General features: G+C 58.9%; 30 protein-coding genes. 7 read left to right on the top strand and 23 right to left on the bottom strand.

Features of this window, described 5'->3' with window-relative positions:
• Window positions 1-158 precede the first annotated feature (158 nt).
• Together A3466_RS16030 and A3466_RS16035 are read left to right on the top strand one after the other, a co-directional pair.
• Window positions 159-1133, top strand: a complete 975-nt coding sequence (locus tag A3466_RS16030) for a DUF1852 domain-containing protein (RefSeq protein ID WP_063451398.1) — start codon at window positions 159-161, stop codon at window positions 1131-1133.
• A gap of 27 nt (window positions 1134-1160) precedes the next feature.
• Window positions 1161-2189: a methionine synthase gene (locus tag A3466_RS16035; RefSeq protein ID WP_063451399.1), complete on the top strand. Its 1029-nt coding sequence runs from the start codon at window positions 1161-1163 to the stop codon at window positions 2187-2189.
• A 3-nt stretch (window positions 2190-2192) separates the two neighbouring features.
• Here the strand turns inward: A3466_RS16035 and A3466_RS16040 are convergent, their stop codons facing one another.
• On the bottom strand, window positions 2193-3125 hold the full coding sequence (locus A3466_RS16040) for a LysR family transcriptional regulator (RefSeq protein ID WP_063451400.1): 933 nt from the start codon (window positions 3123-3125) through the stop codon (window positions 2193-2195).
• A 98-nt stretch (window positions 3126-3223) separates the two neighbouring features.
• Here A3466_RS16040 and A3466_RS16045 point away from each other — a divergent pair, with 98 nt between their 5' ends.
• Together A3466_RS16045 and A3466_RS16050 are read left to right on the top strand one after the other, a co-directional pair.
• On the top strand, window positions 3224-3658 hold the full coding sequence (locus tag A3466_RS16045) for a DMT family transporter (RefSeq protein WP_063451401.1): 435 nt from the start codon (window positions 3224-3226) through the stop codon (window positions 3656-3658).
• Between the two features lie 4 nt (window positions 3659-3662).
• On the top strand, window positions 3663-4121 hold the full coding sequence (locus A3466_RS16050) for a DMT family transporter (protein ID WP_063451402.1): 459 nt from the start codon (window positions 3663-3665) through the stop codon (window positions 4119-4121).
• Here the strand turns inward: A3466_RS16050 and A3466_RS16055 are convergent.
• The 8 genes from A3466_RS16055 to A3466_RS16090 are packed head-to-tail and all read right to left on the bottom strand — an operon-like array spanning window position 4118 to window position 9998.
• The gene (locus A3466_RS16055; RefSeq protein ID WP_063451403.1) at window positions 4118-4651 is read right to left on the bottom strand and encodes a DUF3833 domain-containing protein; all 534 of its coding nucleotides are present in this window, start codon (window positions 4649-4651) and stop codon (window positions 4118-4120) included. The genes A3466_RS16050 and A3466_RS16055 overlap by 4 nt on opposite strands.
• Window positions 4648-5172 carry a hypothetical protein gene (locus A3466_RS16060; protein ID WP_063451404.1) on the bottom strand — a complete coding sequence of 175 codons (525 nt, stop codon included), beginning with the start codon at window positions 5170-5172 and terminating at the stop codon, window positions 4648-4650. The genes A3466_RS16055 and A3466_RS16060 overlap by 4 nt, the downstream gene beginning before the upstream one ends.
• Entirely contained in the window at window positions 5169-5654 is a 486-nt protein-coding gene (locus A3466_RS16065) for a DUF2878 domain-containing protein (protein WP_063451405.1), read from the bottom strand. Before A3466_RS16065 ends, A3466_RS16060 begins: the two co-directional genes overlap by 4 nt.
• Window positions 5651-6871, bottom strand: a complete 1221-nt coding sequence (locus tag A3466_RS16070; protein WP_063451406.1) for an SAM-dependent methyltransferase — start codon at window positions 6869-6871, stop codon at window positions 5651-5653. Before A3466_RS16070 ends, A3466_RS16065 begins: the two co-directional genes overlap by 4 nt.
• Window positions 6868-7590, bottom strand: a complete 723-nt coding sequence (locus A3466_RS16075; protein ID WP_063451407.1) for a DUF1365 domain-containing protein — start codon at window positions 7588-7590, stop codon at window positions 6868-6870. Before A3466_RS16075 ends, A3466_RS16070 begins: the two co-directional genes overlap by 4 nt.
• A 1-nt stretch (window position 7591) precedes the next feature.
• Entirely contained in the window at window positions 7592-8851 is a 1260-nt protein-coding gene (locus A3466_RS16080; RefSeq protein WP_063451408.1) for an NAD(P)/FAD-dependent oxidoreductase, read from the bottom strand.
• The gene (locus tag A3466_RS16085; protein WP_063451409.1) at window positions 8848-9567 is read right to left on the bottom strand and encodes an SDR family NAD(P)-dependent oxidoreductase; all 720 of its coding nucleotides are present in this window, start codon (window positions 9565-9567) and stop codon (window positions 8848-8850) included. The genes A3466_RS16080 and A3466_RS16085 overlap by 4 nt, the downstream gene beginning before the upstream one ends.
• Window positions 9564-9998 carry a nuclear transport factor 2 family protein gene (locus A3466_RS16090; RefSeq protein WP_063451410.1) on the bottom strand — a complete coding sequence of 145 codons (435 nt, stop codon included), beginning with the start codon at window positions 9996-9998 and terminating at the stop codon, window positions 9564-9566. Before A3466_RS16090 ends, A3466_RS16085 begins: the two co-directional genes overlap by 4 nt.
• Before the next feature lie 258 nt (window positions 9999-10256).
• Here A3466_RS16090 and A3466_RS16095 point away from each other — a divergent pair, with 258 nt between their 5' ends.
• Both A3466_RS16095 and A3466_RS16100 read left to right on the top strand, forming a co-directional pair.
• Window positions 10257-10454 (top strand): hypothetical protein, encoded by a 198-nt coding sequence (locus A3466_RS16095; protein ID WP_063451411.1) that lies wholly within the window; start codon window positions 10257-10259, stop codon window positions 10452-10454.
• Between the two features lies 1 nt (window position 10455).
• Complete coding sequence (locus A3466_RS16100) at window positions 10456-11208, top strand: hypothetical protein (RefSeq protein WP_063451412.1); 753 nt, start codon at window positions 10456-10458, stop codon at window positions 11206-11208.
• Window positions 11209-11261: 53 nt separating this feature from the next.
• Here A3466_RS16100 and A3466_RS16105 read toward each other — a convergent pair whose 3' ends face one another.
• On the bottom strand, window positions 11262-13238 hold the full coding sequence (locus A3466_RS16105; RefSeq protein WP_063451413.1) for an alkyl/aryl-sulfatase: 1977 nt from the start codon (window positions 13236-13238) through the stop codon (window positions 11262-11264).
• A gap of 201 nt (window positions 13239-13439) precedes the next feature.
• On the opposite strand from A3466_RS16105, the gene A3466_RS16110 reads away from it, so the two are divergent.
• On the top strand, window positions 13440-14075 hold the full coding sequence (locus A3466_RS16110) for a helix-turn-helix domain-containing protein (protein WP_063451414.1): 636 nt from the start codon (window positions 13440-13442) through the stop codon (window positions 14073-14075).
• Window positions 14076-14115: 40 nt separating this feature from the next.
• Here A3466_RS16110 and paaY read toward each other — a convergent pair whose 3' ends face one another.
• The 13 genes from paaY to paaA all read right to left on the bottom strand — a co-directional run bounded on the left by paaY (window position 14116) and on the right by paaA (window position 25289).
• Complete coding sequence (gene paaY / locus A3466_RS16115) at window positions 14116-14721, bottom strand: phenylacetic acid degradation protein PaaY (RefSeq protein WP_063451415.1); 606 nt, start codon at window positions 14719-14721, stop codon at window positions 14116-14118.
• Between the two features lie 9 nt (window positions 14722-14730).
• Entirely contained in the window at window positions 14731-15666 is a 936-nt protein-coding gene (gene paaX, locus A3466_RS16120) for a phenylacetic acid degradation operon negative regulatory protein PaaX (protein ID WP_063451416.1), read from the bottom strand.
• 110 nt (window positions 15667-15776) lie between these two features.
• Window positions 15777-17093 carry a phenylacetate--CoA ligase PaaK gene (gene paaK / locus A3466_RS16125; protein ID WP_063451417.1) on the bottom strand — a complete coding sequence of 439 codons (1317 nt, stop codon included), beginning with the start codon at window positions 17091-17093 and terminating at the stop codon, window positions 15777-15779.
• 26 nt (window positions 17094-17119) lie between these two features.
• Window positions 17120-18325: a 3-oxoadipyl-CoA thiolase gene (gene pcaF, locus A3466_RS16130; RefSeq protein WP_063451418.1), complete on the bottom strand. Its 1206-nt coding sequence runs from the start codon at window positions 18323-18325 to the stop codon at window positions 17120-17122.
• Window positions 18325-18747 (bottom strand): hydroxyphenylacetyl-CoA thioesterase PaaI, encoded by a 423-nt coding sequence (gene paaI, locus A3466_RS16135; protein ID WP_063451419.1) that lies wholly within the window; start codon window positions 18745-18747, stop codon window positions 18325-18327. Before paaI ends, pcaF begins: the two co-directional genes overlap by 1 nt.
• Window positions 18737-20164 (bottom strand): 3-hydroxyacyl-CoA dehydrogenase PaaH, encoded by a 1428-nt coding sequence (gene paaH, locus A3466_RS16140; protein WP_063451420.1) that lies wholly within the window; start codon window positions 20162-20164, stop codon window positions 18737-18739. The genes paaI and paaH overlap by 11 nt, the downstream gene beginning before the upstream one ends.
• 1 nt (window position 20165) lies before the next feature.
• Window positions 20166-20954 (bottom strand): 2-(1,2-epoxy-1,2-dihydrophenyl)acetyl-CoA isomerase PaaG, encoded by a 789-nt coding sequence (gene paaG, locus A3466_RS16145; RefSeq protein ID WP_102750676.1) that lies wholly within the window; start codon window positions 20952-20954, stop codon window positions 20166-20168.
• Entirely contained in the window at window positions 20954-21721 is a 768-nt protein-coding gene (paaF, locus tag A3466_RS16150; protein WP_063451421.1) for a 2,3-dehydroadipyl-CoA hydratase PaaF, read from the bottom strand. Before paaF ends, paaG begins: the two co-directional genes overlap by 1 nt.
• Window positions 21718-22788, bottom strand: a complete 1071-nt coding sequence (gene paaE / locus A3466_RS16155; protein WP_063451422.1) for a 1,2-phenylacetyl-CoA epoxidase subunit PaaE — start codon at window positions 22786-22788, stop codon at window positions 21718-21720. The genes paaF and paaE overlap by 4 nt, the downstream gene beginning before the upstream one ends.
• A gap of 7 nt (window positions 22789-22795) precedes the next feature.
• Window positions 22796-23293, bottom strand: coding sequence for a 1,2-phenylacetyl-CoA epoxidase subunit PaaD (gene paaD / locus A3466_RS16160; RefSeq protein WP_063451423.1), 498 nt, complete (start codon window positions 23291-23293; stop codon window positions 22796-22798).
• 11 nt (window positions 23294-23304) lie between these two features.
• On the bottom strand, window positions 23305-24051 hold the full coding sequence (gene paaC / locus A3466_RS16165; RefSeq protein WP_063451424.1) for a 1,2-phenylacetyl-CoA epoxidase subunit PaaC: 747 nt from the start codon (window positions 24049-24051) through the stop codon (window positions 23305-23307).
• An 8-nt stretch (window positions 24052-24059) separates the two neighbouring features.
• Window positions 24060-24347 carry a 1,2-phenylacetyl-CoA epoxidase subunit PaaB gene (gene paaB / locus A3466_RS16170; RefSeq protein WP_003857353.1) on the bottom strand — a complete coding sequence of 96 codons (288 nt, stop codon included), beginning with the start codon at window positions 24345-24347 and terminating at the stop codon, window positions 24060-24062.
• Window positions 24348-24359: 12 nt separating this feature from the next.
• The gene (paaA, locus tag A3466_RS16175; RefSeq protein ID WP_063451425.1) at window positions 24360-25289 is read right to left on the bottom strand and encodes a 1,2-phenylacetyl-CoA epoxidase subunit PaaA; all 930 of its coding nucleotides are present in this window, start codon (window positions 25287-25289) and stop codon (window positions 24360-24362) included.
• Between the last annotated feature and the right edge of the window lie 91 nt (window positions 25290-25380).

The raw sequence follows: 25380 nt of genomic DNA on the forward strand, positions 1-25380 counted from the left end.
CCGGTTGGAAATGTCGGGGGATTATACCTGAATTGCGCAGTTCATGAAGAACCCTCATGACGCAGTGAAATTAAGTCACTTCCCCTGCGCCAGTGGCTCAGGCATAAATTATGCATTGATAACGTCCCGGCAACATGAACTTAGGATGCATAACGAAAATGAGTCAGGCTTTCACATTTACCCTTAAGCGCAGTTGCTTTGATGAAAACTATAACCCGTCAGAAAACACGCGCACGACCACCAACTTCGCCAACCTCGCCCGTGGGGAGAAGCGTCAGGAAAACCTGCGCAATACGCTGGTGATGATCAACAATCGCTTTAACGCGCTGGCGAGCTGGGATAACCCCAAGGCGGACCGCTACGCCGTCGAGCTGGAGATTGTATCGGTCGATATGAATATTGGCGGGGAATTTACCTTCCCGGCCATCGAAATTCTGCAAACGACGATTGTGGATAAAAAGACCGACGAGCGCATTGAGGGCATCGTCGGGAATAACTTCTCATCCTATGTCCGTGACTATGATTTCAGCGTCCTGCTGCTGGAGCACAATAAAGATCAATCCCGTTTTACCCTCCCCGAGAATTTCGGTGAGCTGCACGGCAATATTTTTAAGTGTTTTGTGCATTCTGCGGAATATCGGGAGAACTTCAAAAAAGCGCCGGTGATCTGCCTGAGCGTCTCCAGCAAAGATACCTACCGCCGCACCGGAAACCACCATCCGGTGCTGGGCCTGGAGTACCAGCCGGACGGCGCGTCGCTGACGGAGCAGTATTTCGCCAAAATGGGCCTTAAGGTTCGCTACTTCATGCCTGAGAACAGCGTCGCGCCTTTTGCCTTCTTCTTCACCGGCGATTTACTGCGTGATTACACTAATCTGGAGCTGATCGGCACCATCAGCACGATGGAGACGTTCCAGAAGATTTATCGCCCGGAAATTTATAATGCTAATTCCGCCGCGGGGCAGTGCTATCAGCCCGACCTGAATCAGCAGGATCACTCATTAACCAAAATCGTCTATGACCGTGAAGAGCGCAGCCGTCTGGCCATTGAGCAGGGGAAATATACCGAAGAGCGGTTTATCAAACCCTATAAAACCCTTCTTGAGCAGTGGTCTCAGCACTTCACGCTTTAATTTAATACGGATAAAAGGTTTCTACTTATGAAAACATTGCTCCCGACATCGACGGCTGGCAGCCTGCCGAAACCCACCTGGCTTGCGCAGCCGGAAACGCTCTGGTCGCCGTGGAAATTACAGGACGACGAATTACTGGCAGGGAAACAGGATGCGCTGCGTTTGTCTCTGGACGAGCAACTCCGCGCGGGGATTGATATCGTCAGCGATGGCGAACAAACCCGCCAGCATTTCGTTACCACCTTTATTGAACACCTGAGCGGAGTGGATTTTGAGAACCGCCAGACGGTGCGCATCCGTAATCGTTATGATGCGAGCGTGCCGACCGTGGTGGATGCGGTAGCGCGCCAGAAACCGGTGTTCGTTGACGACGCGAAGTACCTGCGCCAGCTTACGGACAAGCCGATCAAGTGGGCGCTGCCCGGCCCCATGACGATGATCGACACGCTTTACGATGCCCACTATAAAAGCCGCGAAAAGCTGGCCTGGGAGTTCGCAAAAATTCTCAATCAGGAAGCGCGCGAGCTGGAAGCGGCAGGCGTTGACATCATTCAGTTCGATGAACCAGCCTTTAACGTCTTTTTCGACGAGGTGAACGACTGGGGTATCGCCGCGCTGGAGCGCGCAATTGAAGGGCTGAAGTGCGAAACCGCGGTACATATCTGCTACGGTTACGGCATCAAAGCTAATACGGACTGGAAAAAGACGCTCGGCTCCGAGTGGCGCCAGTATGAAGAGGCGTTTCCTAAATTGCAGACCTCGAAGATCGATATCATCTCGCTGGAGTGCCACAACTCGCGCGTGCCGATGGATCTGCTGGAGCTGATCCGCGGTAAAAAAGTGATGGTCGGAGCGATTGACGTCGCCACCCAAACCATCGAAACGCCAGAAGAGGTCGCCGATACGCTGCGCAAGGCGTTGCAGTTTGTGGATGCAGACAAGCTTTATCCGTCGACCAACTGCGGCATGGCCCCCCTTTCCCGCCAGGTTGCCAACGGTAAGCTCAAGGCGCTAAGCGCCGGGGCAGAGCTCCTCCGCCGCGAGCTTGCCCGTTAATCCTCAGGTTTGCCAGTACAGCGGCGTACCGAACCGTTCAATATAGTAATCAATCACCGCCCTGACGTTCAGGGGCGGATGACGCGCGTTCGGGTAAATCGCCGCAATCGTCAGCGGCTCCGTATTGATTGAACACTCCCTCTCCGGCAGCAATGCCACCAGCTCACCGCTTTTCAGCCGCTCGCTCACCATCCAGTCGGGAAAAAGCACAACGCCCATGCCGCCCAGCGCCGAAATCAGGAGCGTTTCCGCGTTATTGGAGGTCATCAACGGTACGACGGGATAGTGAACCCACGCCTCACCCGGCGACCGGATCAGCCAGCGGTTAGGCCCGGACGATCCTCGGTACACCAGACAGCGGTGACGGCTAAGATCGTCCGGCCCCTCAGGCGCGCCATGTTTACGCAGATAATCTGGCGAGGCCGCCAGATGGTAGAACTGCTGCCCAAATACCCGGGCGTGAAACGAGGAGTCCGTCAGCGCGCCGATGCGAAAGATAACGTCCGCAGCGTCGCGGTGAGGATCGATAAAATCGTCGGTGAGGGTAAGTTCTACGGAGAGACGGGGATAACGCGCCAGAAGCCCAGGCAGGCCCGGCGCGATGTGCCGTTGTCCGAAAAAGACCGGGCCATTGATGCGCAGCGTGCCCGACGGCTCGCGGGCGCGTTCATCCAGCTCTCGCCGCGCATCCTCCAGGTTCCCGGCCATCGCCCGCGCATAGCGAACAAAAAGATGTCCGCTCTCTGTGGGCATAATCGCCCGCGTGTTGCGGTAGAACAGCTGTTGCCCGAGGGCGTCCTCAAGCTGGTGGATCACGCGTGAAACCTGCGACGCGGAGATCCCTTCCCGCCGCGCGACCACGGAAAAATTCTGCGTTTCGTATACGTCGATGAAGATCAGCAGCGCGCGAATGCTGATATGTCCGGCATCCATCATTAATGCATTTCCTGCACAGGTGTTTCCTGCATTATGGCATTTTTCTCAATGATGTTCAGACGTAATCTTCTCCGCCTGGAAGAAGGAGAAAAAGCGTTATGCACATTATTTTAATTTTACTGGTGATTGCCGGCGGCATGGGGCTGTCCGTGGAAGCCGGGCTGCTGGGGCCGCTGGGCGCGGAGGTAGGCGATCTGTGGGCTGCGTTCAGCATATTCAGCGTGGGAACGGGGCTGACGTTTCTGCTTATGCTGTTTTTCAGCCCGCGTAACAGCCCCTCATTTTTTGCGCAACCGTCATGGCACCTGCTGGGCGGCGTGCTCGGTCCGGTTTACGTCATCATTCTCACCATTGCCACCCCGGCGATCGGCATCGCGATGACGATGATTGGCATTCTGGCCGGTCAGGTATTTAAAAGCCTGATTATTGACCACTATGGCCTGCTGGGTACGCCGCACCGCAGGATCGATACAAAACGCATTGTTGCGCTGGTATTTATCATTGCGGCGCTCATTCTCGTGGCTCAGGGGTAACGTTATGACAGTAATTATGATTATTCTGGCCGTGATTGGCGGCGCGACGCTGAGCATTCAGGCTGCCATTAACGGGCAATTAGGCAGCAGCGTGGGGGTTTTCAAAAGCGCGTTTCTGACTTTTTCCGTCGGCGCGCTGGTGACCGCCCTGCTCATCTTCTTCTTTGAGCCGAAACAGGCGGTCAGCCTGATGGATGTGCCCAAATGGCAGCTTCTGGGCGCCCTGTGCGGCGTGCCTTATATCGTGATTATGGTGCTCGCGGTGCAGCGCATCGGCACCGCCGTTGCAACGGTAGCGGTGATCCTGGGCCAGCTGGCCATGAGCATGCTGATTGATAACTTTGGCTGGCTGAACAATGAAGCCATTCCGTTTTCAATGAGCCGTCTGGGGGCCGTGGTCTGCCTGAGTATTGCGCTCTTCTTCATTTACTCAAGCAGTAAACCTCAGCCCGAAAAGGGTTAACCGCCCTCTTTGCGGGTAAAGAACAGCGTCACCGTGGCGACGGTGATGCCAAATTTCTTCATCTCGGTTTTATTAAACAGACGGGTGCCGTCCTGCAAATACATCCAGTCATCGAAGTGCAACAGCCAGGTTTTACCGTCCGCCTTCACGTTCATACTGTAGCGCCAGTTAAGGGCGTTGCCCGCCGCCTGGCCTGACGCCACACCCTCAATATCGCCCGCCGTGCCCTCGTAGCGATTCTGACCAACGCGGCGGATGTGCCACACGCGCTGCTGCTTCTCGCCGTCGTCGTAGACAAAATGCTCGTTCAGGGTCAGCGTATCGCCGATAACATCGCCGGCGATCTCGACGTGGAAACGGCGGATCTGCTTACCGCTGCGATCCTGAACCATCCCCCACGCCTCGGTTTTCCCCTGGAAATAGGTGAAAATATCCAGCGTCGGCTGCTGATGACGATACTCTGTCACCTCGGTGCTGCATCCGGCCACCAGCATCGTCAGGGCAAGCGCCATTAACAGGAAACGTTTCATTTTGGTCCTCCGATTAACTGCTGACGCAGTTCAGGATACTCGGTGCGGGGATCGAGCCAGATCGCCAGAAAGCGCGAGCTAAACGCTGCCGACTGGCGTGGCCCGAGTGGCGTAAAGTTTTTCTGCGACGCTGTAGGGCGATACCAGAATTGCCCCTGACCGTCCTTCAGCACAAACGCGAGCTGCGCGTCGGGCGTGACGTCGGGCCAGAGCGTGGACAGCATGCGTAGCCAGGCTTCACTCTGCGGCTCCTGCTGCAAAATGCCCTGCGCCTGCCACTGGTCGCGGGTCGCCTCAACCAGGTCGTCGCCAGCAATGTCGCGCGCATAGGTAATAATCAGCGCGTTATCGCTGTCTATCCCCGCGTACCGCCCGTCGGGCGTGAGAAGCTGAGAGGTATAGACGGTAAGCGGCCCCCAGGTGAGCGTGGCGTCGCCCACCTTGCGCCAGCTCAGCCAGTCTGCCGCCTGCACGCTACAGGTGAATACGGTCAGCGCGAGCATGAATAACAGATTTCTCATTGTTGTCTCCCCATCAGCAGGTGGAAAAACAGCATCAGCACCAGCCAGCCCGGGATCATCCAGCTGACGACGATAAAGGTGGGTTCCAGAAACGTTATGGCCCCCAGACGCTCGCCGATCAGGTAGGCCACCGGCCCGCCCACGGTCGCCAGCGCCGTCAGCAGCCAGCCTGGCAGCGTTGTCGTGCGGGTTAGCTGCGTCCAGACGCAGGCAAACATCAGCCACAGCGCGACCATCCATAGCGGCATTAGCGACGCACCGGTAAAGGCAATCAGCCCGGTCAGCGCCCAGAGGGCGTCAAGCAGCGCGCCCGACGCCGCCAGCACAATGGCGTATAGCCGGTGCGATGGCGTTAACAGCAGCCAGGCAAGCACCGCCAGCGCGATCCAGATGACCAGACCCTGCTCGCGAAACAGCACCACCAGCGTCCAGTAGAGATCGAACCCGATGGCCAGCAGAAAGACCTGCCCGTAGCGCTTCATACGCGTTCCGCAGTGAGCTGCACCACGCTGATGGTGCGGGCGTTAAACCCGGCTTCACAATAGCCGAAGTAGTACAGCCACATCCGGCGGAACCGTTCATCAAACCCGAGCTTTTCTATCTCCTGCCAGGCGTGAACGAAGCGCTGCCGCCAGTGGGCTAGCGTGCGGGCGTAATCCGGCCCCATGTCAAAGAGGTTACGCACCACAAAATCCGTGTGGCGTGTCATCAGGTCATTCATGGCGGTGATGCTGGGCAAAAAGCCGCCGGGGAAGATATAGCGCTGTATAAAATCGACGCTTTTGCTGTAGTCGCGGTAGCGCTGATCCTGAATGGTGATGGCCTGAATCGCCATCCGCCCGCCTGGACGCAGACGCGCCTGACAGGTGCGGAAAAACGTTGGCAGGTAGCGTTGGCCGACGGCTTCGATCATCTCAACCGACACCAGCTTATCGTACACCCCGGTCAGATCGCGGTAGTCGCAGAGCAGCACCTCAACGCGATCCTGCAAGCCTGCCCGCGCGATCCGCGCGGTGGCCCAGTGGTACTGCTCCTGCGACAGCGTGGTGGTGGTCACCCGACAGCCGTAGTGACGGGCGGCGTACTCCGCCATTGCCCCCCAGCCGGTGCCAATTTCCAGCAGATGATCGTTTGCGGTAAGCGCCAGCTGGTCGCACAGCCTCGCCATTTTTGCCTGCTGAGCCGCCGCCAGATCCTGTTCTTCCCCGGTAAACAGCGCGCTGGAGTACAGGAGCTGCTCATCAAGGAAATGGGCGTAAAAAGTGTTGCCGAGATCGTAATGGGCGGCAATATTTTCACGCGCCTGAACGCGGGAGTTGCGCCGCGCCCAGTGCCTTAGCCGCTCCACCGGCTTCGCGAGCAGGCGAAACCCTTTTTCCAGCTGCCCGAGGATCTGGCTATTGCGCGCAATCAGCTCCAGCAGCGGCGTCAGGTGGGCCGTCTCCCAGTCGCCATCCATCCACGCTTCCGCCGCAGCAATGCTGCCTCCCGTTAAAATTCGCCAGTAGACGCCCGGAGATCGCACCTGGACTTCGGCGTGAAGCGCGGCGGACGCGTCGCCGAAATGGAACGTCTGCGGTCCTTCACGGAGCGTCAGCGAGCCCCCGCGCAGGCCGTTCAGCAGGCGAAAAAGCAACCAGCGCGCGACGCGAGCGTTGCGCGGGATATCGGGTTCAAGCGCAAAGACGGGATCGGTCATGATCGTTCACTCCTGCTGAGGGGATGGTTATGCAGCGGCACGCGCTTGAGCCACAGCCTGAGCGCCTGCCAGTAAATGGCAAAAACGGTTTTAAGGGTCATCAACGGGATGCGCACCAGCATCTCCCGCAGCGCCCCACGCGTCAGCGGCGCCCGGCGTAGCGTCAGCGTGGCATCAAACACCTTCGTTTCCTGATGGTTTTCAATATGCATGCGCAGCGTGCTGTCCGGGCTGTTGAATCGCCAGTGGTAAACCATGTCCATCGGGTTAAAGGGCGAGACGTGAAATGCTTTCTCCGTCGGCTGAGCGTCCTGCCCCGCCACGGCGTAGTAATGCCGTTCATTCCACGGCGTGTTACGCACTTCGGCCAGAACCCAGCGCAGAGTGTCTTCACCGTCATAGCAGTAGTAAAAATTGACCGGGTTAAAATGAAAGCCGAAATAACGCAGCTGCGTCAGGAGCATGATCCGCCCTGCCGGACACTCGCCGGTCAGATTTTCCAGACGCTCAAGGACGCGATCTTTGAGCGGCGTGCCCAGCGGATAATCCGCATCATAAAAGGCCGCGGGCGCAAAGCGATTTCGCCGCACGCCGACAGAGGGCAGCCCGTCCAGCTCATCAAGATCGAGCCACGCCATAAACACGCTGTAGGTAAAATGGTGCGCTGTCGGCGTAAGACGGCGATGGCGCAATGCGCCGTGGTAAAGGCAACTGTTCATCTCAGTTGACCTCCCCGACCGAGAGAGCATTCACCACGTCCAGCGCGCTGCGCACGCCATCTTCGTGGAAACCGTTGTACCAGTACGCGCCGCAGAACCAGCTCCGCTGGCGACCGTTTATCTCGCCGCGCCGGGCCTGGGCATGCCAGCTCTTCGGGTTAAAAAGCGGATGCTCATAGACAAAGCGGCGCAGCACAAAGCGCTCATCCACCGGCGTTTCCGGGTTAAGGGTGACGCAGAACAGCGGACTGCCGGCGGGCAGCCCCTGCAAAATATTCATGTTGTAGGTAACGCAGGCGCTGGCATCATCCTGCTCGCTGAGGCGATAGTTCCAGCTGGCCCAGGCGCGCTTGCGTACCGGCAGCCAGCGCGGATCGCTGTGAAGTACCACCTCGTTACGCTGCCAGCCGATATCCCCCAGCACCTCGCGTTCAGCCTGCGTCGGGCTGGCGAGCATCGCCAGCGCCTGTGCCGAGTGGCAGGCAAAGATCACCTGATCGAAGGTATGCGTAACGCCTTCCCGCTCAATGTCGACGCCGCGATCGTGGCGAACAACCTTCTGAACCGGCGCGTTGAGGTGCAGCGTCAGGCGATCGCCAATCTTGTCCATCATCGCGCGGATGTACTCCCGGGAGCCGCCCGGCACCACGTACCACTGCGGACGATGGGTGATGTCCAGCAAACCGTGGTTGTCGAAAAAGCGTAAAAAGAGCGGCAGCGGGAACCGTTTCATCTCCTGTAGCGACGATGACCAGATAGCCGCCCCCATCGGCAGGATGTAGTGACGGGCAAAAAAAGGCGTGAAGCGGTGCTGGCGCATGAACGTCTCCAGCGTGGCGGACTCGCTAACGTCGCCCTCGAGCGTCTGTTTCGCCAGCCGGTTAAAGCGCACGATCTCCTTCAGCAGCGTCCAGAAGCCGGGGTTCAGCAGGTTACGACGCTGAGCGAACAGCGACGTCAGGGTATGCCCGTTGTACTCCAGCCCGCTCTGCGGGTTGTGCACCGAAAAGCTCATCTGCGTTTTTTGCCCGCTGATGCCCAGCTCGCTGAGCAGCCCCATAAAGCGCGGATAGGTGCGGTCGTTGTAGACGATAAAACCGGTGTCGATGGCATACGTACCCTGCGGGGTGTCAACATCTACCGTTGCGGTATGGCCGCCCGGCGTAGCCTGCGCTTCAAAAAGCGTGACCTGATGATGTCCGGCGAGCCGCCAGGCACAGGTTAATCCGGCGATGCCGCTACCGATAATTGCAATCTTCATGGCCGCACCATCCTGCGCAGCAGTGCGCGCTGAAGTACGTTGGGCAGGCAGGAAAGCAGGCGCAGCGCCAGGCTGAACCCGGCGGGAAACGCGATAGTATCTTTCCCTTTTGCCAGACCGCGACGAATAGCGCTGACGGCCTGCTCCACGCTAACCCGGCCCGGCATCGGAAAATCGTTTTTGCGGGTTAGCGGCGTGTCGACAAAACCGGGTGAAACGACCGTGACGGCAATCCCTTTCGGCTCCCAGTCGAGGCGTAGCGTGTCGGCAAACCAGGTTAACGCCGCCTTGGAGGCGCCATACGCTTCGGCCCGGGGGAAGTGAAGCCAGTGCGCCATCGAGCTGACCAGCACCACGCGGTTGCCGGATACCAGCTGCGGCTGCAACGCGGCAAGGCAGTTTACCGGCCCCATGAAATTGGTGGTCATCACCCGCTCCACCAGCGCGGCATCCACTTCGCCGCGATCGAGATACTCGCAGGTTCCGGCGCAGAGGATCACCGTATCGGCAGCACAGTCCGCCAGCGCCTGGCGACAGGCGTCCCTGTCCGTCATATCGAACAGGCGCACCGTAATATTGGGGCTGTACTGATGCAGGTCCGCCAGGCGTTGCGCATCGCGCCCGCAGGCAATCACCCGGTAACCGTCGTCGGCGAAAGATGTCGCCAGCCCTGCCCCTATACCCGAGCTTGCGCCGGTAATCAGAACCGTTTTCATGATTTCACTCTCCGCTTAACGCCGCGTACGGCCCAGCCGAGCACCGGAAGGTGTTCATAAATCATCTCTCCGGCATCGTAGTAATCGCGCTGGCGAACAATGCGATCGTCGCACATGTCTACCACGGAGCAGCCCGGCAGTTGCCGCATTGCCCCCCGGGCGATACGCGGGTGCGACCAGTGCATAATCCAGGTGACAACAAAGCGCTCGCCCTGCTGCAACGGTGCATCGACGGTAAAGCGACAGTGCTGAACGTTAGCCAGCAGATGGGTGAAATAGCGCTGAAGCGCGAACAGCCCGCTGTGTTCGCCAAAGGGATCGATAAGCGTGGCATCGGCGCGATAAATCTCCGCCAGCGCCGAGGGTGGCTGGGTATCCAGCGTGGTGTAGTAATCAACGAACCGACTGATGACGGACGGCAATGTGCTCATAGGTCACATCCTGGCTGTAAACAACGTAGCGAAATCGCATAATTAAAACTTACACAATTAGCGTTATTTGTCCAAGTTCAGGAGAATATATTTTTTATTGCCGCTTATTTTCAAGAGGTTAAATGCAGCCCGCGCAGCGCCATTTTTTGATAAAAGTTAGACACCCTCACCGAAGCCCGCTTTTTTAGGGATAACCTTAAGGCAAAAGTGCCATTTATCTTCCAGACTTATCCTTTTAATTCATAAGGATGTCACGCAATGAAAAATTTACTGATGGCGCTCTTTTCCAGCCCGGAATCTTTGTTGCAGGTCATGAGTCACCAGGAAATTATCGAAGCCGTAGAGGATGGCGACCGCATCATTATCGACCAGGATGGAAACGCCTCGGTTAACTACAAAAGCAACGAGGTACGGAAGGACTTTCTGCGCCATGTAAACGCGCTAAAGAGGGCCTGAGATGGGAACGGCAATATTTATGGTATTGATGGTATGCGGGTACTGGTACACCAGCCGCGACCTGTCAACGCGATTCAAAATTAAGCGTTCATTCGGCTGGGACGTCTATTTTCTCGTGGCGCTTTATGGCTGTATTTTCGTCCTTCAGGGGGTAATCGCCACCGGCCTGCTGTGGCTGCTGTTGTTCGCCCTCTCCGCCGCTGATAACACCTTCCATTTCACGTCTGCGAAATATGCCGACTGGCAAATTGATTTTATGAACTGGAGCTTCCTGGGTATTCAGGCCCCGGTAGTGGTGATGCTGGCCTTTGCGATCCTGTTCTGTCTCTACCGCTCGAACTGGGCTGGCAGCGCGCGGCTCGACGGCGAAGGCCGGAAAAAATTGTACAAGCGGCTGGCGCAGTCGAGCGGTATCGAACAGCTCCTCTATCAGTGCATGGAAGAAGGCGAGCTGGCGCACGTCACGCTGAAATCGCGGCGGATTTATATTGGCATGATCCATACCGCCACGCTGGAGTATGAAAAAACCGCCAATATCGTGCTTATTCCAATGCTGAGCGGCTATCGTGACGGGAAAAACATGCAGCTGTGCATTGAACACAACTACAGCAAATGGTACGCCGAGCATGAGGTTACGCTCGACTCAGAGCCAAAAAGCGCCATGGATTTCCGTAAGGTGATCATGCTGGACCAGATTGAGAGTATTTCGCTCTTCGAACCCGCAAGCGCGAGCGCGCTGGCGATGCGTGAATAAAAAAATGGCGCCTTATTTCTAAGGCGCCAGGATTATGAGGATGAAACCTAAACTTACGGCGTTACGATATTGAACCAGAAGTCAAACGTATCCATGTAGCTCAGCATCTCTTCCAGCTTCGCCCCGTCTCCGCTCACCTTCACGTCATCCTTGTCCATTGCCTGCTTCAGCGTCTCTTTCTTCAGGATGATGTCGTTCAGCGTGGTACGGTCAAGCGCGATGGTCGCGTCGGCATCCTTCGCCTGCGCGTTGGCGGTATGGTTCAGCACGCCGTTTTCCAGTTCCAGCTTGTATTTGCCGCCATCCTTACCGAGATCGACGTTAAACACCGCTTTGGCGTTGCCGGCACGCACCCCGTTGATGTGCACGCCCAGGTAATCGAAGAACATTTCTGGCGTCATCGCACGCACGGTATCCGGGCTGGCGGTGTTCGGCGTCGGCAGCTTTTTCACGCCATTTCGCAGCTCCTGCGCGCCGGTCAGGTAGAAGTTACGCCAGGTGCCCGCTTCCGCCTGATAACCTAACTGCTCCAGCGCATCGGCCTCCAGGTTACGTGCCGCCTGGTTGTTAGGATCGGCAAAGACCACTTTGCTCACCACCTGGGCAACCCAGCGGTAATTGCCCTGCTGATAATCCGCTTTGGCTTTCTGCATAATGGCATCAGCGCCGCCCATGTACTGCACGAACTTCTTCGCTGCCTGTTCAGGCGGCAGCTCGTCGAGGGTTGCCGGGTTGCCGTCGAACCAGCCGAGATAAAACACGTAGGTGGCTTTGACGTCGTGGCTAACGGAGCCGTAGTAACCGCGGCTCGCCCACTGCTTCTCCAGCGATTCCGGCAGCTTAAATTCTGCGGCAATTTCATCGCGGGTCAGGCCCTTGTTGGCCATACGCAGGGTCTGGTCGTTGATGTAGCGGTACATATCGCGCTGGCCTTTCATCAGCTTGACGATATTCTCGTTACCCCAGGTCGGCCAGTGGTGCTGTGCAATAATCACTTCCGCGTCCGCGCCCCAGCGCTCAATGGCGGCGTTGATGTACTTAGACCAGGCCAGCGGATCGCGAATTTTTGCGCCGCGCAGGGAGTAGGTGTTGTGCAGAGTGTGGGTTACGTCCTCTGCGGCCTCGATCATTTTTTTCTCTTTGACGTACCACAGCATCTCCGACGGGGCTTCTGAACCCGGCGCCATCATAAAGTCGTAGGTCAATCCGTCGATCACTTCTTCCTGACCGGTATGGGTGATGTAGTTGGTCGGGGGGATGAGGGTGACGGTACCCGCAGAGGTGGTGGTGCCAAGGCCCGCACCCACCTGGCCTTTTGCGTCCGGCTTCAGCAGGTTGCCGTACATATAGCTGGCACGGCGGCTCATCGCGTTCCCGGCCATAATGTTTTCGGAAACCGCCTCTTTCATAAAGCCAGCCGGCGCGTAGATTTTCACTTTGCCTGACTTCACGTCGGCTTCGTCAACCACGCCGCGCAGGCCACCGTAGTGGTCAACGTGGCTATGGGTGATCACCACCGCCACCACCGGCTTCTTGCCGCGGTTTGCATAGTAGAGATCCAGCGCTTCTTTCGCCGGTTCAGCGCTTAGTAGCGGGTCGATAACGGTAATGCCCTTCTCGCCCTCAATGATGGTCATGTTGGAGAGATCGAGATTACGGATCTGATACACGCCGTCGGTGACCTTAAACAGTCCGCCAATGTTGATCAGCTGTGACTGGCGCCACAGGCTCGGGTTCACCGTATCCGGGGCTTTTTCACCCTCTTTCACGAAGTCATACTTCGCCGGGTTCCAGATAACGTTTCCTTGCTCGCCTTTGATCATGTCCTGCGGCAACGGAGCGATAAAGCCCTTATGGGCGTTCTCAAAATCGGTTTTATCGGCAAAGGGCAGTTTATTATACAGGACGTTATTAGCCTGCTGGGTTGTGGGTGTGGCATCCTGCGGCTGCACTTCAGCCCATGCAGAAAGCGAAAGCGATGTTAACACACCGGCCAGCGCCAGTTGCTTAGCGATTATCGTTAATTTCATTAAATGGCCTCATAGATTAATTTCGCCGCCCGGATATTTACTGCTGGCGGATAATTTAATGCGAACTCATTGAGGACCATTCTAAACAGAATACTTTCCCATCATAGTCCCATATGGGACTGGTATGAGGTTGTCTCGTCATCAGGACGCGACTCCTGCTATACTCGATGCGACGACAGACGTTGCGGGACGAGGCCTAGCGTGAATTTTCAGGACATCCATACCTATTATCAGCAGCTCAATATTGGGCGCTTTTTTCCACAAATCCTGTCTTCAGGAGAAGCGCTAACCGTTGCCGCAAATAAAAAGTTAGCCGTCGAGCCCGGCTATATTTATTTCTGTACCGAAGGTTCTCTGACGATATTAATGCCTGAAGATGGGTTGAATATTGGCAATACCATTGAATATATGCCCATCGGGCTAATGGAACGCTATTGCCCGCTAGCGAAATTTGAATATCGCAGTAGTGCGAAGGTTAAACTGGTAAAAATTCCCTACGCCGATTTCGACCAGCTATTTTTGCACGGCGGGCCAGAACGTGTGCAGGCGCTGGCCACTATTCTGACCTTCATGTCGATTTTTACTATCGATCTGCACAACGAGCGCGGACAGGTCACGAGCTACCAGACCATCAAACACATGCTGTACCGCTATCTCTATCGGCAGGAAACCCACACGGGCGAAAATGAAGGCCTGGCGCTGTTTATCATCAAGCGCACCAACCTGTCGCGAACGCATGTTTTTCGCGTGCTGGCAGATCTGAAAGCCGGGGGGTATATCACCGTGAAGCGCGGAAGGCTGGTGTCGATTGACCGGCCGTTGCCGGAAGCGTATTAAGCTCGGCCTCACGGATTTAAAAGACGCGAACAACCGGCGATTAATTATCCCGACCAGCCGATTTTGGCCGCAAATTCTCATCGAAGACCAGCCGCTTGCGTCCGGGCTCTTCTTCGCGCAATGGCTCCACCTGATGCAGCGTCTGCTTACAGCGGTCCACCAGCACCTGATACTCCCGCGTACCCTGCTTTTTCCACTCGATTTCCTGCGCGCTCAGCTCACGAATCGCCTTTGCCGGACTGCCAAGGATCAAATGATTCGCCGGCATCTCCGCTTTCGCCTTCACAAACGCCGCCGCCCCAACGATGCTGCTTTCGCCGATCGTCGCCCCGTCCATCACCACCGCATTCATCCCCACCAGCGCATTACGGCGGATGACGCAGCCATGAAGGATTGCGCTGTGGCCGATATGCCCGTCCTCTTCCACCACGGTGTCCTGCTCCGGAAAACCGTGCATCACACAGTTATCCTGAATGTTCGCACCGTCTTTCACCACGATTCGGCCAAAATCACCGCGCAGGCTGGCGTTAGGGCCTACGTAAACGCCTTTCCCGAGGATCACGTCACCAATCAGCACCGCCGTCGGGTGAACATAGCTCTCTTCAGGCACGACCGGCGTCAGACCATCAATTTGATAAACAGGCATACCCTCTCCTTATGTGATATTCAGACCACCAAAGCGCTGATGATAAAGCGTGCCGGGCGCGGGCAGCTCGCCCACGGAGGTCTCGCCCTTCTCGCTGACAAACGCCAGGGCGCCCGCCGCCACGCGCTGGTAGATGTTAATGCACAGCTGCCGCGCGCTCTGTCCCGCCCAGTGCGCAGGGAGTAACTCCTCCGGCAACAGCGGATCTTTCAGCACCACGCGACGATAAAAATGAATGAGTAACAGCTGGATCTGGAAGCAGCGTTCCGGGGTTAACTCCTCCGCCGACGCCTCCTTCAGAAGCGGCAGCAGCGGACGAAACGAATGGATAAACGTTTCGTACATCGCGTTTTGTTCAGTCAGCTGCCAGCACTCTTCCACGCGGGCTCGTAACGCCGCGCGTGATAAGGCCAGCGGTGAATGGGCCTCAAAGAAGATGACGTTTTCCGCCACGCCCGCGTCATGCAGCAGAGACTGCACATCCGCCAGGTTCTGCGACGGCGAGGCCATCAGGCTCGGCGCCAGCGTGCCAAACCCTTGCCAGATAAGCTGTTTTTTTACATCCGCGAGCGTGGTTTTATCCAGCCCCTCGGAGAGCAGCAGCAGCCATTTACCGTCCCAGGCCGGCAATTCCGCACGGTAGATTTTATTTTCCGCGCGACGGGTCAAACGCAGCCCCTTGTCGCTGAGACGGTAAAAGCTGCGGCGCCCAATACGGGACACGTCCAGCCAGCCCTCTTTGTTGAGGCGAAACAGCGCGGTGCGCACAAAGCGCTCGCCAAATCCCATCCCTTCCAGCAGGGCCGCCAGGCTGCCGAGCCAGATCTCTCCGCCGCGATGGGAAAGCGCGTCGCCATACAGCGAGGAGATAAGCGACGTTCCACTCACCGGAACCGAGCTGACCGCGTGCTGGATAAAAGCGTCAAGTTTATTCATGTGATTCATTCTGTTGTTATTTTTTTCCTGGATGAATCATAGCACAGGAATTTGGGTTTCCCCCCTCACCCCAGCCCTCTCCCTCAAGGGAGAGGGGGCCGTCATGTTATGAGGTTCCTTCACCCGTTAGCCGCGACCTTACGCAGATCAAACACCCGGCAGGCTTTGCCTTCGGAGCGCGGAATGCTGCCGCAGTTCACGATCGTCACGTCCGTTGAGATCCCCACCATCGATTTAATACGGTGCCGCAGCTGGTGGCAGACCTGACAGCGCTGTTCATGCGTCAGCGTTAAGCTGCTCTGTTTTAGTTCAACCTTCACCGAAAGTGAATCAAGATGTCCACGACGGTTGACCTCCAGCTGATAGTGCGGCGAAAGGTGTTCGAACTTGACGATCTCCTCTTCCAGCTGTGACGGGAAGACGTTCACGCCGCGAATGATCAGCATGTCGTCGCTGCGACCGCTGATGCGATCCATCCGGCGCATGGTGCGCGCGGTGCCCGGCAGCAGGCGCGTCAGGTCGCGGGTGCGGTAGCGGATCACCGGCAGCGCCTCCTTGGTCAGGGTGGTGAACAGCAGTTCGCCCTGCTCCCCGTCGGGCAGCGGCGTGCCGTCATTGGGGTTAACGATTTCCGGGAAGAAATGATCTTCCCAGATAGTCGGGCCGTCGGCGGTTTCCAGACACTCCATCGCCACGCCCGGCCCCATCACTTCCGAAAGACCATAGATATCCAGCGCGGTAATACCCAGCCGTTTTTCAATTTCGCCGCGCATCGCCTGCGTCCACGGCTCGGCGCCGAAAACGCCAACGCGCAGGGAACAGGCGCTGGCGTCACCGCCCATCTGACGCTCCAGCTCTTCGATAAGATTCAGGCAGTAAGAGGGCGTCACCATGATCATATCCGGCTGAAAATCGCGGATCAGCTGCGCTTGCTTCTCCGTCTGGCCGCCGGACATCGGGATCACCGTCGCCCCCAGACGCTCGGCACCGTAGTGCGCGCCCAGCCCGCCGGTGAACAGCCCGTAGCCATAGGCCACGTGAATTTTATCCTTCGCGCTGCCCCCGGCGGCGCGCAGGGAACGGGCGACGATATTGGCCCAGTTGTCGATATCATTTTGGGTATATCCCACCACGGTCGGCTTCCCGGTGGTGCCCGACGAGGCGTGGATACGCACCACCTGCTCCATCGGCACCGCAAAGGTATCGAACGGGTAGTTGTCGCGCAGATCCTGCTTGGTGGTGCACGGAAATTTTTGCAGGTCCGCCAGCTCGTTAAAATCGTCAGGGTGAACGCCCGCGGCGTCAAACTTGCGTTTGTACATCGGAACGTTGTGGTAGGCGTGGTTCAGCGTCCACTTCAGGCGCGCGGTCTGCAACGCCTGTAATTCATCAACGGACGCGGTTTCGATCGGATCAAGCTTTGTTGTATTTATCATCGCAGGGTACTCACATTATTGTTCGCTCAAACACGCTCAAGGATCATGGCAATGCCCTGACCCACACCGATGCACATCGTACACAGCGCGTAGCGCCCGCCGCGTCGGTGCAATTCATTACTTGCCGCCAGCGCCAGTCTGGCACCGCTCATGCCCAGCGGATGACCTAGCGCGATCGCCCCGCCATTCGGGTTGACGTGTTCGGCGTCATCCGGCAAACCCAGCTGCCGCAGCACGCCCAGTGCCTGGGCGGCGAAGGCTTCGTTCAGCTCAATGACGTCCATATCGGTGATGTTCAGCCCGGCACGCTCCAGCACCTTGCGGGTGGCGGGCACCGGGCCTAACCCCATCAGGCGCGGCTCGACGCCCGCGGTCGCCATTGCCACAATGCGCGTGCGCGGCGTTAACCCCTGGGCAAGCGCCATCGGCTCGCTGGCGATAATCAGCGCCGCCGCGCCGTCGTTCACGCCGGAGGCGTTCCCCGCCGTCACCACCCCGTTCTTACGGAACGGGGTTTTCAGCGCGGCAAGCTGTTCAAGGGTGGTTTCGGCGCGCGGATGTTCATCCACGCTCACTTCCGTCACTGCTCCTTTTTTTCCCGCCACCTGTACCGGAATAATCTCCTGCGCCAGAACGCCGTTCTGCTGCGCCCGCGCGGTGCGCTGCTGGCTGCGCAGGGCAAACGCGTCCTGATCGGCACGGCTGATATTTAACAATTCCGCTACATTCTCTGCCGTTTCGGGCATGCTGTCAGTTCCGTATTGCTGATGCATGAGCGGATTCACAAATCGCCAGCCGATGGTGGTATCGAAGATCTCCGCCTGACGCTGAAATGCCGCCGTGGCCTTGCCCATCACGAACGGCGCGCGGGACATCGACTCCACGCCACCCGCGATCAGCAGATCGCCGTCGCCCGCCTTAATTGCGCGTGCGGCAAAGCCAATCGCGTCCAGCCCCGATCCGCACAGGCGGTTAATGGTAGTGGCTGACACCGTCTGCGGCAGCCCGGCCAGCAGCGCAGACATGCGCGCCACGTTGCGGTTATCCTCCCCGGCCTGATTCGCGCAGCCAAAGATCACGTCATCAATGCGCTCCAGATCGAGCTGCGGATAACGCGCCAGCAGTGCGCGCAACGGCACGGCCCCTAAGTCATCGGCGCGCACGCTGGACAACCCTCCGCCATAACGACCGACCGGGGTACGCACCCCCTCACAAATAAATGCGTCACGCATCAGGCTTCTCCTGTCACACTGCCGCCGGTGCGGTGGGATTTCCCGCGAAAAAGCGCGACGGTTTTCTGGTGTTGGTTCTGAATTTCAATGTCGTATACGCCGGTCAGCTTGCCCTGATGCTTCACCCGCGCGGTGGCGGTCAGCCTGTCTCCGGCAAAGCCCGGTCGCAGAAAGTCGATGGCGCACCCTGAAGCTACCGCCGCCAGCCCCTGACTGTTGCAGGCGTAGGCAAAGGCGGTATCGGCCAGCGAGAAAAGCTGTCCGCCGTGGCAGGTTTTATGCCCGTTGAGCATTTGCGGAGTGATGGTCATGGTCACCACCGCATAGCCCTCTTCCATGTCGATGATATCCATCCCCATCGCCTGCGCGCAGGCGTCTTGTTCGTACATCGCGCGGGCGTTATGCCAGGCGTTATGACTCATAGCTACTCTCCAGAAGCGCACGCTGGCGCAGCAGGGAACAGGGGCGATAGCGTTCCTCGCCGTAATGACGTTGCAGGTTTTCCAGCAGGGTTAACAGACGCTGCCAGCCAAGGCGCTCGCCCCAGGCGATGGGGCCGCACGGATAGTTGACCCCTAAGCGCATGGCGGTATCGATGTCTTGCTCGCTGGCGACCCCTTTTTGCAGGGCGTCCAGCGCTTCGTTGGCAATCATCGCCACCGTGCGCCAGACCAGCAGGCCGGGGTAATCCGCAATCTGTAACACCCGCTTCTCCTGATGCTGCAACCAGTAAATGGCCTTCTGCGTGGCGGAGCGCGGGTTGCCGGGCGCGGCGGCAATCACAGCCACATCCCGCTCGATACGGTCGACCACCACCACCGGGCAGCCGTGGCGCAGCGCCAGCGCCTGTGCGGTTTCGCCCTGCGTTTCAATCAGCAGCAGTTCGTCAATTTCCGTGACACCGTCACTTCTTCGCTGTACGCGCATCGGGCTGAAGCTGTCGCTGACCGGATCGAGCCAGCTGACGGCGGGTTTTTCCGCCTGCCAGCGGTAAACGCCCTGCCCGCTTTTTTTGCCCAGACGCCCCGCCAGCACCAGCTCCTGCTGCATCAGCGACGGCAGAAAACGGCGCTCTTGCCAGAAGGCGTTAAACACGGAGCAGGTCACGGCAAAGTTGACGTCCTGACCGATCAGGTCCGTCAGCTCAAGCGGCCCCATAGGGAAGCCGCCGCCATCTCGCAGGGCGGCGTCGATCGCTTCAGGCGTTGCCACCTGCTCTTCCAGCGCGCGCCAGGCTTCCGAGTAGAACGGACGCGCCACGCGGTTGACGATAAACCCCGGCGTGGACTGACAGCGTACCGGCTGCTTTCCCCAGCTCAGCGCCAGCTCGCACAACGCATCGGCCACTTCGGACGAGGTGGCCAGCCCGCTGACCACCTCCACCAGCTTCATCACCGGCGCGGGGTTGAAGAAGTGCAGCCCGGCGACGCGTTCAGGGTGGCTAATCTCCGCCGCAATCGCGGTAACGGAAATGGACGAGGTGTTGCTGGCGAGCAGCGTCTGCGGCGGGCAGACCTCTGCCAGCTGGCTAAACAGGGCTTTTTTCACCTCAAGCCGTTCGGAGGCCGCCTCGATCACCAGATCGGCTTTCGCCAGGGCATTGATAGTCGTCACCGGTGTCAGGCGGTACAGGATCTGCTCCGCGGCGTCGGCAGAAAGTTTTCCGCGCGAAACGCGAGAGGTCAGGCGCTGACGAATGCCGTCAACGGCGCGGGAAATCGCCGCTGCGTCAATGTCGTACACCAGCACCGGATGACCGTGGCTGGCCGCCACTTCGGCAATGCCGGCGCCCATGGTGCCGCTGCCGATCACGGCGATCGTATGAAGGTTGGTCGCCATCTTATTTCCCCGTAAAGTTGGGCGTGCGTTTTGCCAGAAACGCGCTGACGCCTTCCCGGTAGTCGTCGCTGCGTCCGGCCAGACGTTGGTAGTCGCGCTCCAGATCGAGCTGGGCATCGAGGGTGTTGGTTTCGGCGGCGTTAATCGCCTGCTTGATCAGGCCCAGGCCAAAGGTAGGCTGAGAGGCAAAATGCAGCGCCATCTGCCGGGCGGTGTCAGAGAGCTGCTCATCGTCCACCACCTGCCAGATCATCCCCCAGGCCTGCGCCTGTTCGGCGCTGAGCTTATCGCCCAGCAGCGCCAGCCCCATGGCGCGGGCGCGTCCGGCCACGCGCGGCAGCAGCCAGGTGCCGCCGCAGTCTGGCACCAGTCCGAGCTTGCTGAAGGCCATCACAAAATGGGCTGAACGGGCCGCTATCACTATGTCGCAGCCGAGGGCCAGCGTGGCACCCGCTCCCGCCGCCACGCCGTTAACCGCGCAGATCACCGGCTTCGGCAGCTTCGCCAGGCGGCGCACCAGCGGGTTGTAAAAGGTCTCAACGGACATGCCCAGATCCGGCGCGGGACCGTTTGGGTCCACGTTACGATCGTTAAGATCCTGCCCGGCGCAGAAACCGCGCCCCGCCCCGGTGATCAGCAGACAGCGGATGGCGTCATCGCGCTCGGCCTGCTTCAGGCATTCGGAAAGCTGCTGGTGCATAACATCGTTAAAGCTGTTCAGGCGATCCGGGCGGTTCAGCGTAATGGTCATTACGCCCTGCTCAACATGGCTCAGAATACATTCCACAATTAGCGTCCTTTGAAGTCTGGGGTGCGTTTTTGTAAGAAGGCGTCGATACCTTCCCGGCGATCGTCGGTGGCCGCGAGCAGCGTAAACAGCTGACGCTCCTGCGCCAGCCCGGCCTGAAGCGGGACCTCCTGCGACTGGCGTAGCGCCTGCTTCGCCGCCTGTAGCGCCAGCGGCGAGTGGCTCGCGATCCGTGCCGCCAGCTTCAGGGCGTACTCCAGCGTCAGCGAGGCCGGGAAGACGTCGCTGACCAGCCCGGCGCTGTGTGCCTGAACCGCCGTGAGGCTTTCACCCGTCAGCACCATTTTGCAGGCCAGGGATTTGCCCACGCTGCGTATCAGCCGCTGGGTGCCACCTGCGCCCGGCATGATCCCGAGGGTGATTTCCGGGAGGCCAAAACGGGCGTTATCGCCGGCAATCACCACGTCGCAGAGCAGCGCCAGCTCGCAGCCGGCACCCAATGCGTAGCCATTCACGGCGGCGATCAGCGGTTTATTGAAGGCGTCTATCCGCCCCCACAGCCGGGGACGGATATCGTTCAGGGTGGCGGAAAGGTCTTTCTCCGCCATTTCGTTCAGATCGGCCCCGGCGGCAAAGCAGCGTTCATTGCCGGAAATCACGCAGACGGCAATGTCAGCATCCGCTGCGGCGGCCTCAAGCTGCTCGGCGAGCTGCATCAGCAGCGCATTGTTGAGCGCGTTGCGCGCCGCCGGACGGTTTAGCGTTAGCTGCAACACGCGGCCATGACGGGTGACAATCAGTTCGCTCATGCCATCCCCTTCGCATCAAAATCGACGATGACGTCGGCGGTTAACGGCAGCGCCTGACAGCTCAGCACATAGCCCGCAGCCAGCTCGTCCGGCTCCAGGCTGTAGTTGGTCGCCATATCAACTTTTCCGCGCAGCACTTTGCATTTGCAGGTGGCGCATACGCCGCCCTTGCAGGCATACGGCAGATCCGCGCCCTGACGCAGGGCGGCGTCCAGGATGCTCTCATCGTCCGCCGTCAGGGTGATTTCCCGGTCGCGTCCGTCCTGACGGACGGTGACCTTCTGCCCCTCGGCCTGCACGCTGTGCGTTCGTTTCACGGTAGTGCCCGGCGTATTAAACCGCTCAAGATGGATCGCTTTTTCCGGCATGCCCAGCGCTTTCAGCGCCGCCTCGGCCTCGTCCATCATCGCTGACGGGCCGCAGATAAAGGCTTCGTCGTACTGGCGGAAATTGATCAGCGTTTTTGCCAGTGCCTGGAGCTTTTCGCCGTCAATGCGGCCATGAAGCAGATCGCTGTCGAGCGTTTCCTGGCTGAAGATGGAGACCAGTTGCAAGCGCTGCGGATATTTGTCCTTCAGATCCGCCAGCGCCCGACGGAACATCATGCTCTGGCTGCTGCGGTTTCCGTAAATCAGGGTGAAGTGGCTGTGCGGTTCCGTGGCCAGCGTAGCGGATAAAATGGCCAGCATCGGGGTGATCCCGGACCCGGCGGCTATTGCCAGATAGTGGCCTTCGCGTTCAGCCTGCGGCTGGTAGCCGAAATGCCCCTGGGGCACCATCACCTCTAAAGCCATGCCCTGCTTAATCTCGTCCCGGGCGTAGCGGGAGAAGCGCCCGCCGTCGATGGCTTTGACCGCTACGCTGATCTCCCCCGGTGCGGTGCTTCGGCAGATGGAGTAGCAGCGGCGCAGTTCGTCACCGCCAAGCCTGGCTTTCAGGGTCAGATGCTGACCGGGACGGAAGCGGTACGCCTCCTGTAACGCCTGCGGCACCGCGAAGGTAATGGTCACCGCGTCGCGAGTTTCAGGTTCTACTTTTGCCACTGTTAATGAATGAAACGTTGTCATGGCGGCCTCAAATACATTTGAAATAGTCGAAGGGCTCACGGCAGGTATTGCAGCGGTAGAGCGCTTTGCAGGCCGTCGAACCAAATTCACTGATGAGCGCGGTATCGGTGCTCGCACAGCGCGGGCAGATCACCTCTGCGGGAGCGTGGGCATGGCAGCTATGGCCGACGGGCGGGCTGATACCATATTCACGCAGGCGCCTGCGCGCATCGTCGGTCATCCAGTCGGTGGTCCAGGCGGGCTCCAGTTGCAGCACAATATGTACCGGAGAAAAGCCGTTCCCGGTCAGGGTTTCGCGGATGGCCCTCAGCAGATGCTCCGTTGCCGGGCAGCCGGAATAGGTCGGCGTGAAGCCAATAACCCAGCCTTCCCCCTGCGCCTTCACGCTGCGCACCATGCCTAAATCGGTGATGGTGAGCACCGGCACTTCCGGGTCGGGGATCTGGCTTAGCAGCGCCCAAATCTGCGGGATTTGGGCAGGCGCAATGTCGACGAGGCGTTGCATAGCGTTCTCCTTCACCACTGCTGGCCGGGGTAGACGCGCTGGAGATACTGCATCTCTGCCAGCATCGGCCCCAGATGTTCGGTATGAAGCCCCTGCTTGCCGCCCGTGCGATACGCCACGTCTTCGGGCACGCGGAGGGTGGCTTCCGCCAGCCCGGCAAACACTTCGCGCTCCCACGGCTCTCGCAGGGTGCGGGGATCAACCGCCACGCCGACGTCAATCAGCGCCAGCTCGACGTCGTCGGCGTCGAACAGCTCGGCCGTAAAGCGCCACAGGCTATCCACCGCCTGCTGCATTTTCTGGGCGGAGGTTTCTGTTCCGTCGCCCAGACGCACCAGCCAGCCACGGCTAAAGCGCAGGTGATAGCGCGCCTCCTTAATGGCTTTTGCGGCGATGGCGGCAAGCTGGCCGTCGCTGCTGTGGATCAGTCGCTCGTACAGCGCCACGTTCCATGCATCCATAAGGTACTGACGGGCAATGGTGTCGGCGAAGCTGCCGTTTGGCTGCTCCACCAGCAGCAGATTGCTGAACTGACGCTCATCGCGGCCATAGGCCAGGGTGTCTTCATCCCCCGTTCCGTCCAGCTCAGCGGCGTAGGTCAGGAAGTTGCGCGCCTGGCCGAGCAGGTCGAGGCCGATGTTGGCGAGGGCCAGGTCAATCTCCAGCTCCGGCGCGTGGCCGCACCAGGCGCCCAGGCGCTGGGAGAGCACCAGACCGTTGTCGCCCAGCCGCAGGGCATATGCAGATACGTTGTTCATCCCCAACCTCACATGTGCTCAATGCCATCAGGGATGGTGTAAAACGTCGGATGGCGGTAGACCTTGCTTTCCGCCGGATCGAAAAATTCACCGCTCTCTTCCGGCTGGGAGGCAACGATTTCGCTCGCCTTCACCACCCAGATGGAACAGCCTTCGCTGCGGCGGGTATAAGCGTCACGCGCGTTTTCCAGCGCCATGCGGTCGTCGGCAGCGTGCAGACTGCCCACGTGACGGTGCGACAGACCCTGCTTAGAACGGACAAAAACTTCGTATAACGGCCAGTAAACATTGCTCATGGTTGATTCCTCTTATGCGGCCTGGCGGGCGCGTTGTTTCTCGGCATGCGCCAGCGCGGCTTCACGCACCCACGCGCCGTCGTCCCAGGCTTTACGTTTTGCGGCCAGACGTTCGTGGTTACAGATCCCCCGCCCGTTGATGACCTCGTCAAATTCCTGCCAGTCGATATCGCCGAAGCAGTAGTGGCCGCTCGCGTCATCGAAACGCAGGTCAGGGTCCGGCACGGTCATGCCGAGCATTTCCACCTGAGGCACCGTGTTATCGACGAAGCGCTGGCGCAGCTCATCATTGCCGAAGCGCTTGATCTTCCAGGCCAGGCTACGGGCGCTGTTTGGTGAGTTGTCGTCGTTAGGTCCAAACATCATCAGCGCTGGCCACCAGAAGCGGTTAATGGCGTCCTGCAACATCTGACGCTGGGCTTCGCTGCCCTGCGCCAGCGCCATGCAGGCCTCAAAACCCTGACGCTGGTGGAAGCTCTCCTCTTTACAGATTTTTACCATCGCCCGGGCATACGGGCCGTAAGACGTGCGGCACAGCGCCACCTGGTTCACGATGGCTGCACCGTCCACCAGCCAGCCGATAACGCCGATATCGGCCCAGCTCAGGGTCGGATAGTTGAAGATGGAGGAGTATTTCATCTTGCCGTCGAGCATCTTTTGATAGATGTCCTCCCGGGCGCAGCCCAGCGTTTCCGCCGCGCTGTAGAGGTACAGGCCGTGTCCAGCTTCGTCCTGCACCTTCGCCAGCAAAATGGCTTTCCGGCGCAGCGTCGGCGCGCGGGCGATCCAGTTCCCTTCCGGCAGCATGCCGACAATTTCAGAGTGGGCGTGCTGTCCAATCTGGCGGATCAGCGTCTTGCGGTAAGCTTCCGGCATCCAGTCCTGCGGCTCGATGGCCGTCTCCTGCGCGATGCGTTGCTCAAAGCGTTGTTCTTGCGTCACATAACCACCTTTATGATTCGTTAGATCACCAAATGTAGCAGAATGGTGAATCACTTGGTTTCTTAAAAGTTACACAAAGGTTAAATATAAC

Origin of the sequence: Enterobacter genomosp. S (genome assembly GCF_001631805.1) — a bacterium.
GTDB lineage: Bacteria > Pseudomonadota > Gammaproteobacteria > Enterobacterales > Enterobacteriaceae > Enterobacter > Enterobacter quasihormaechei.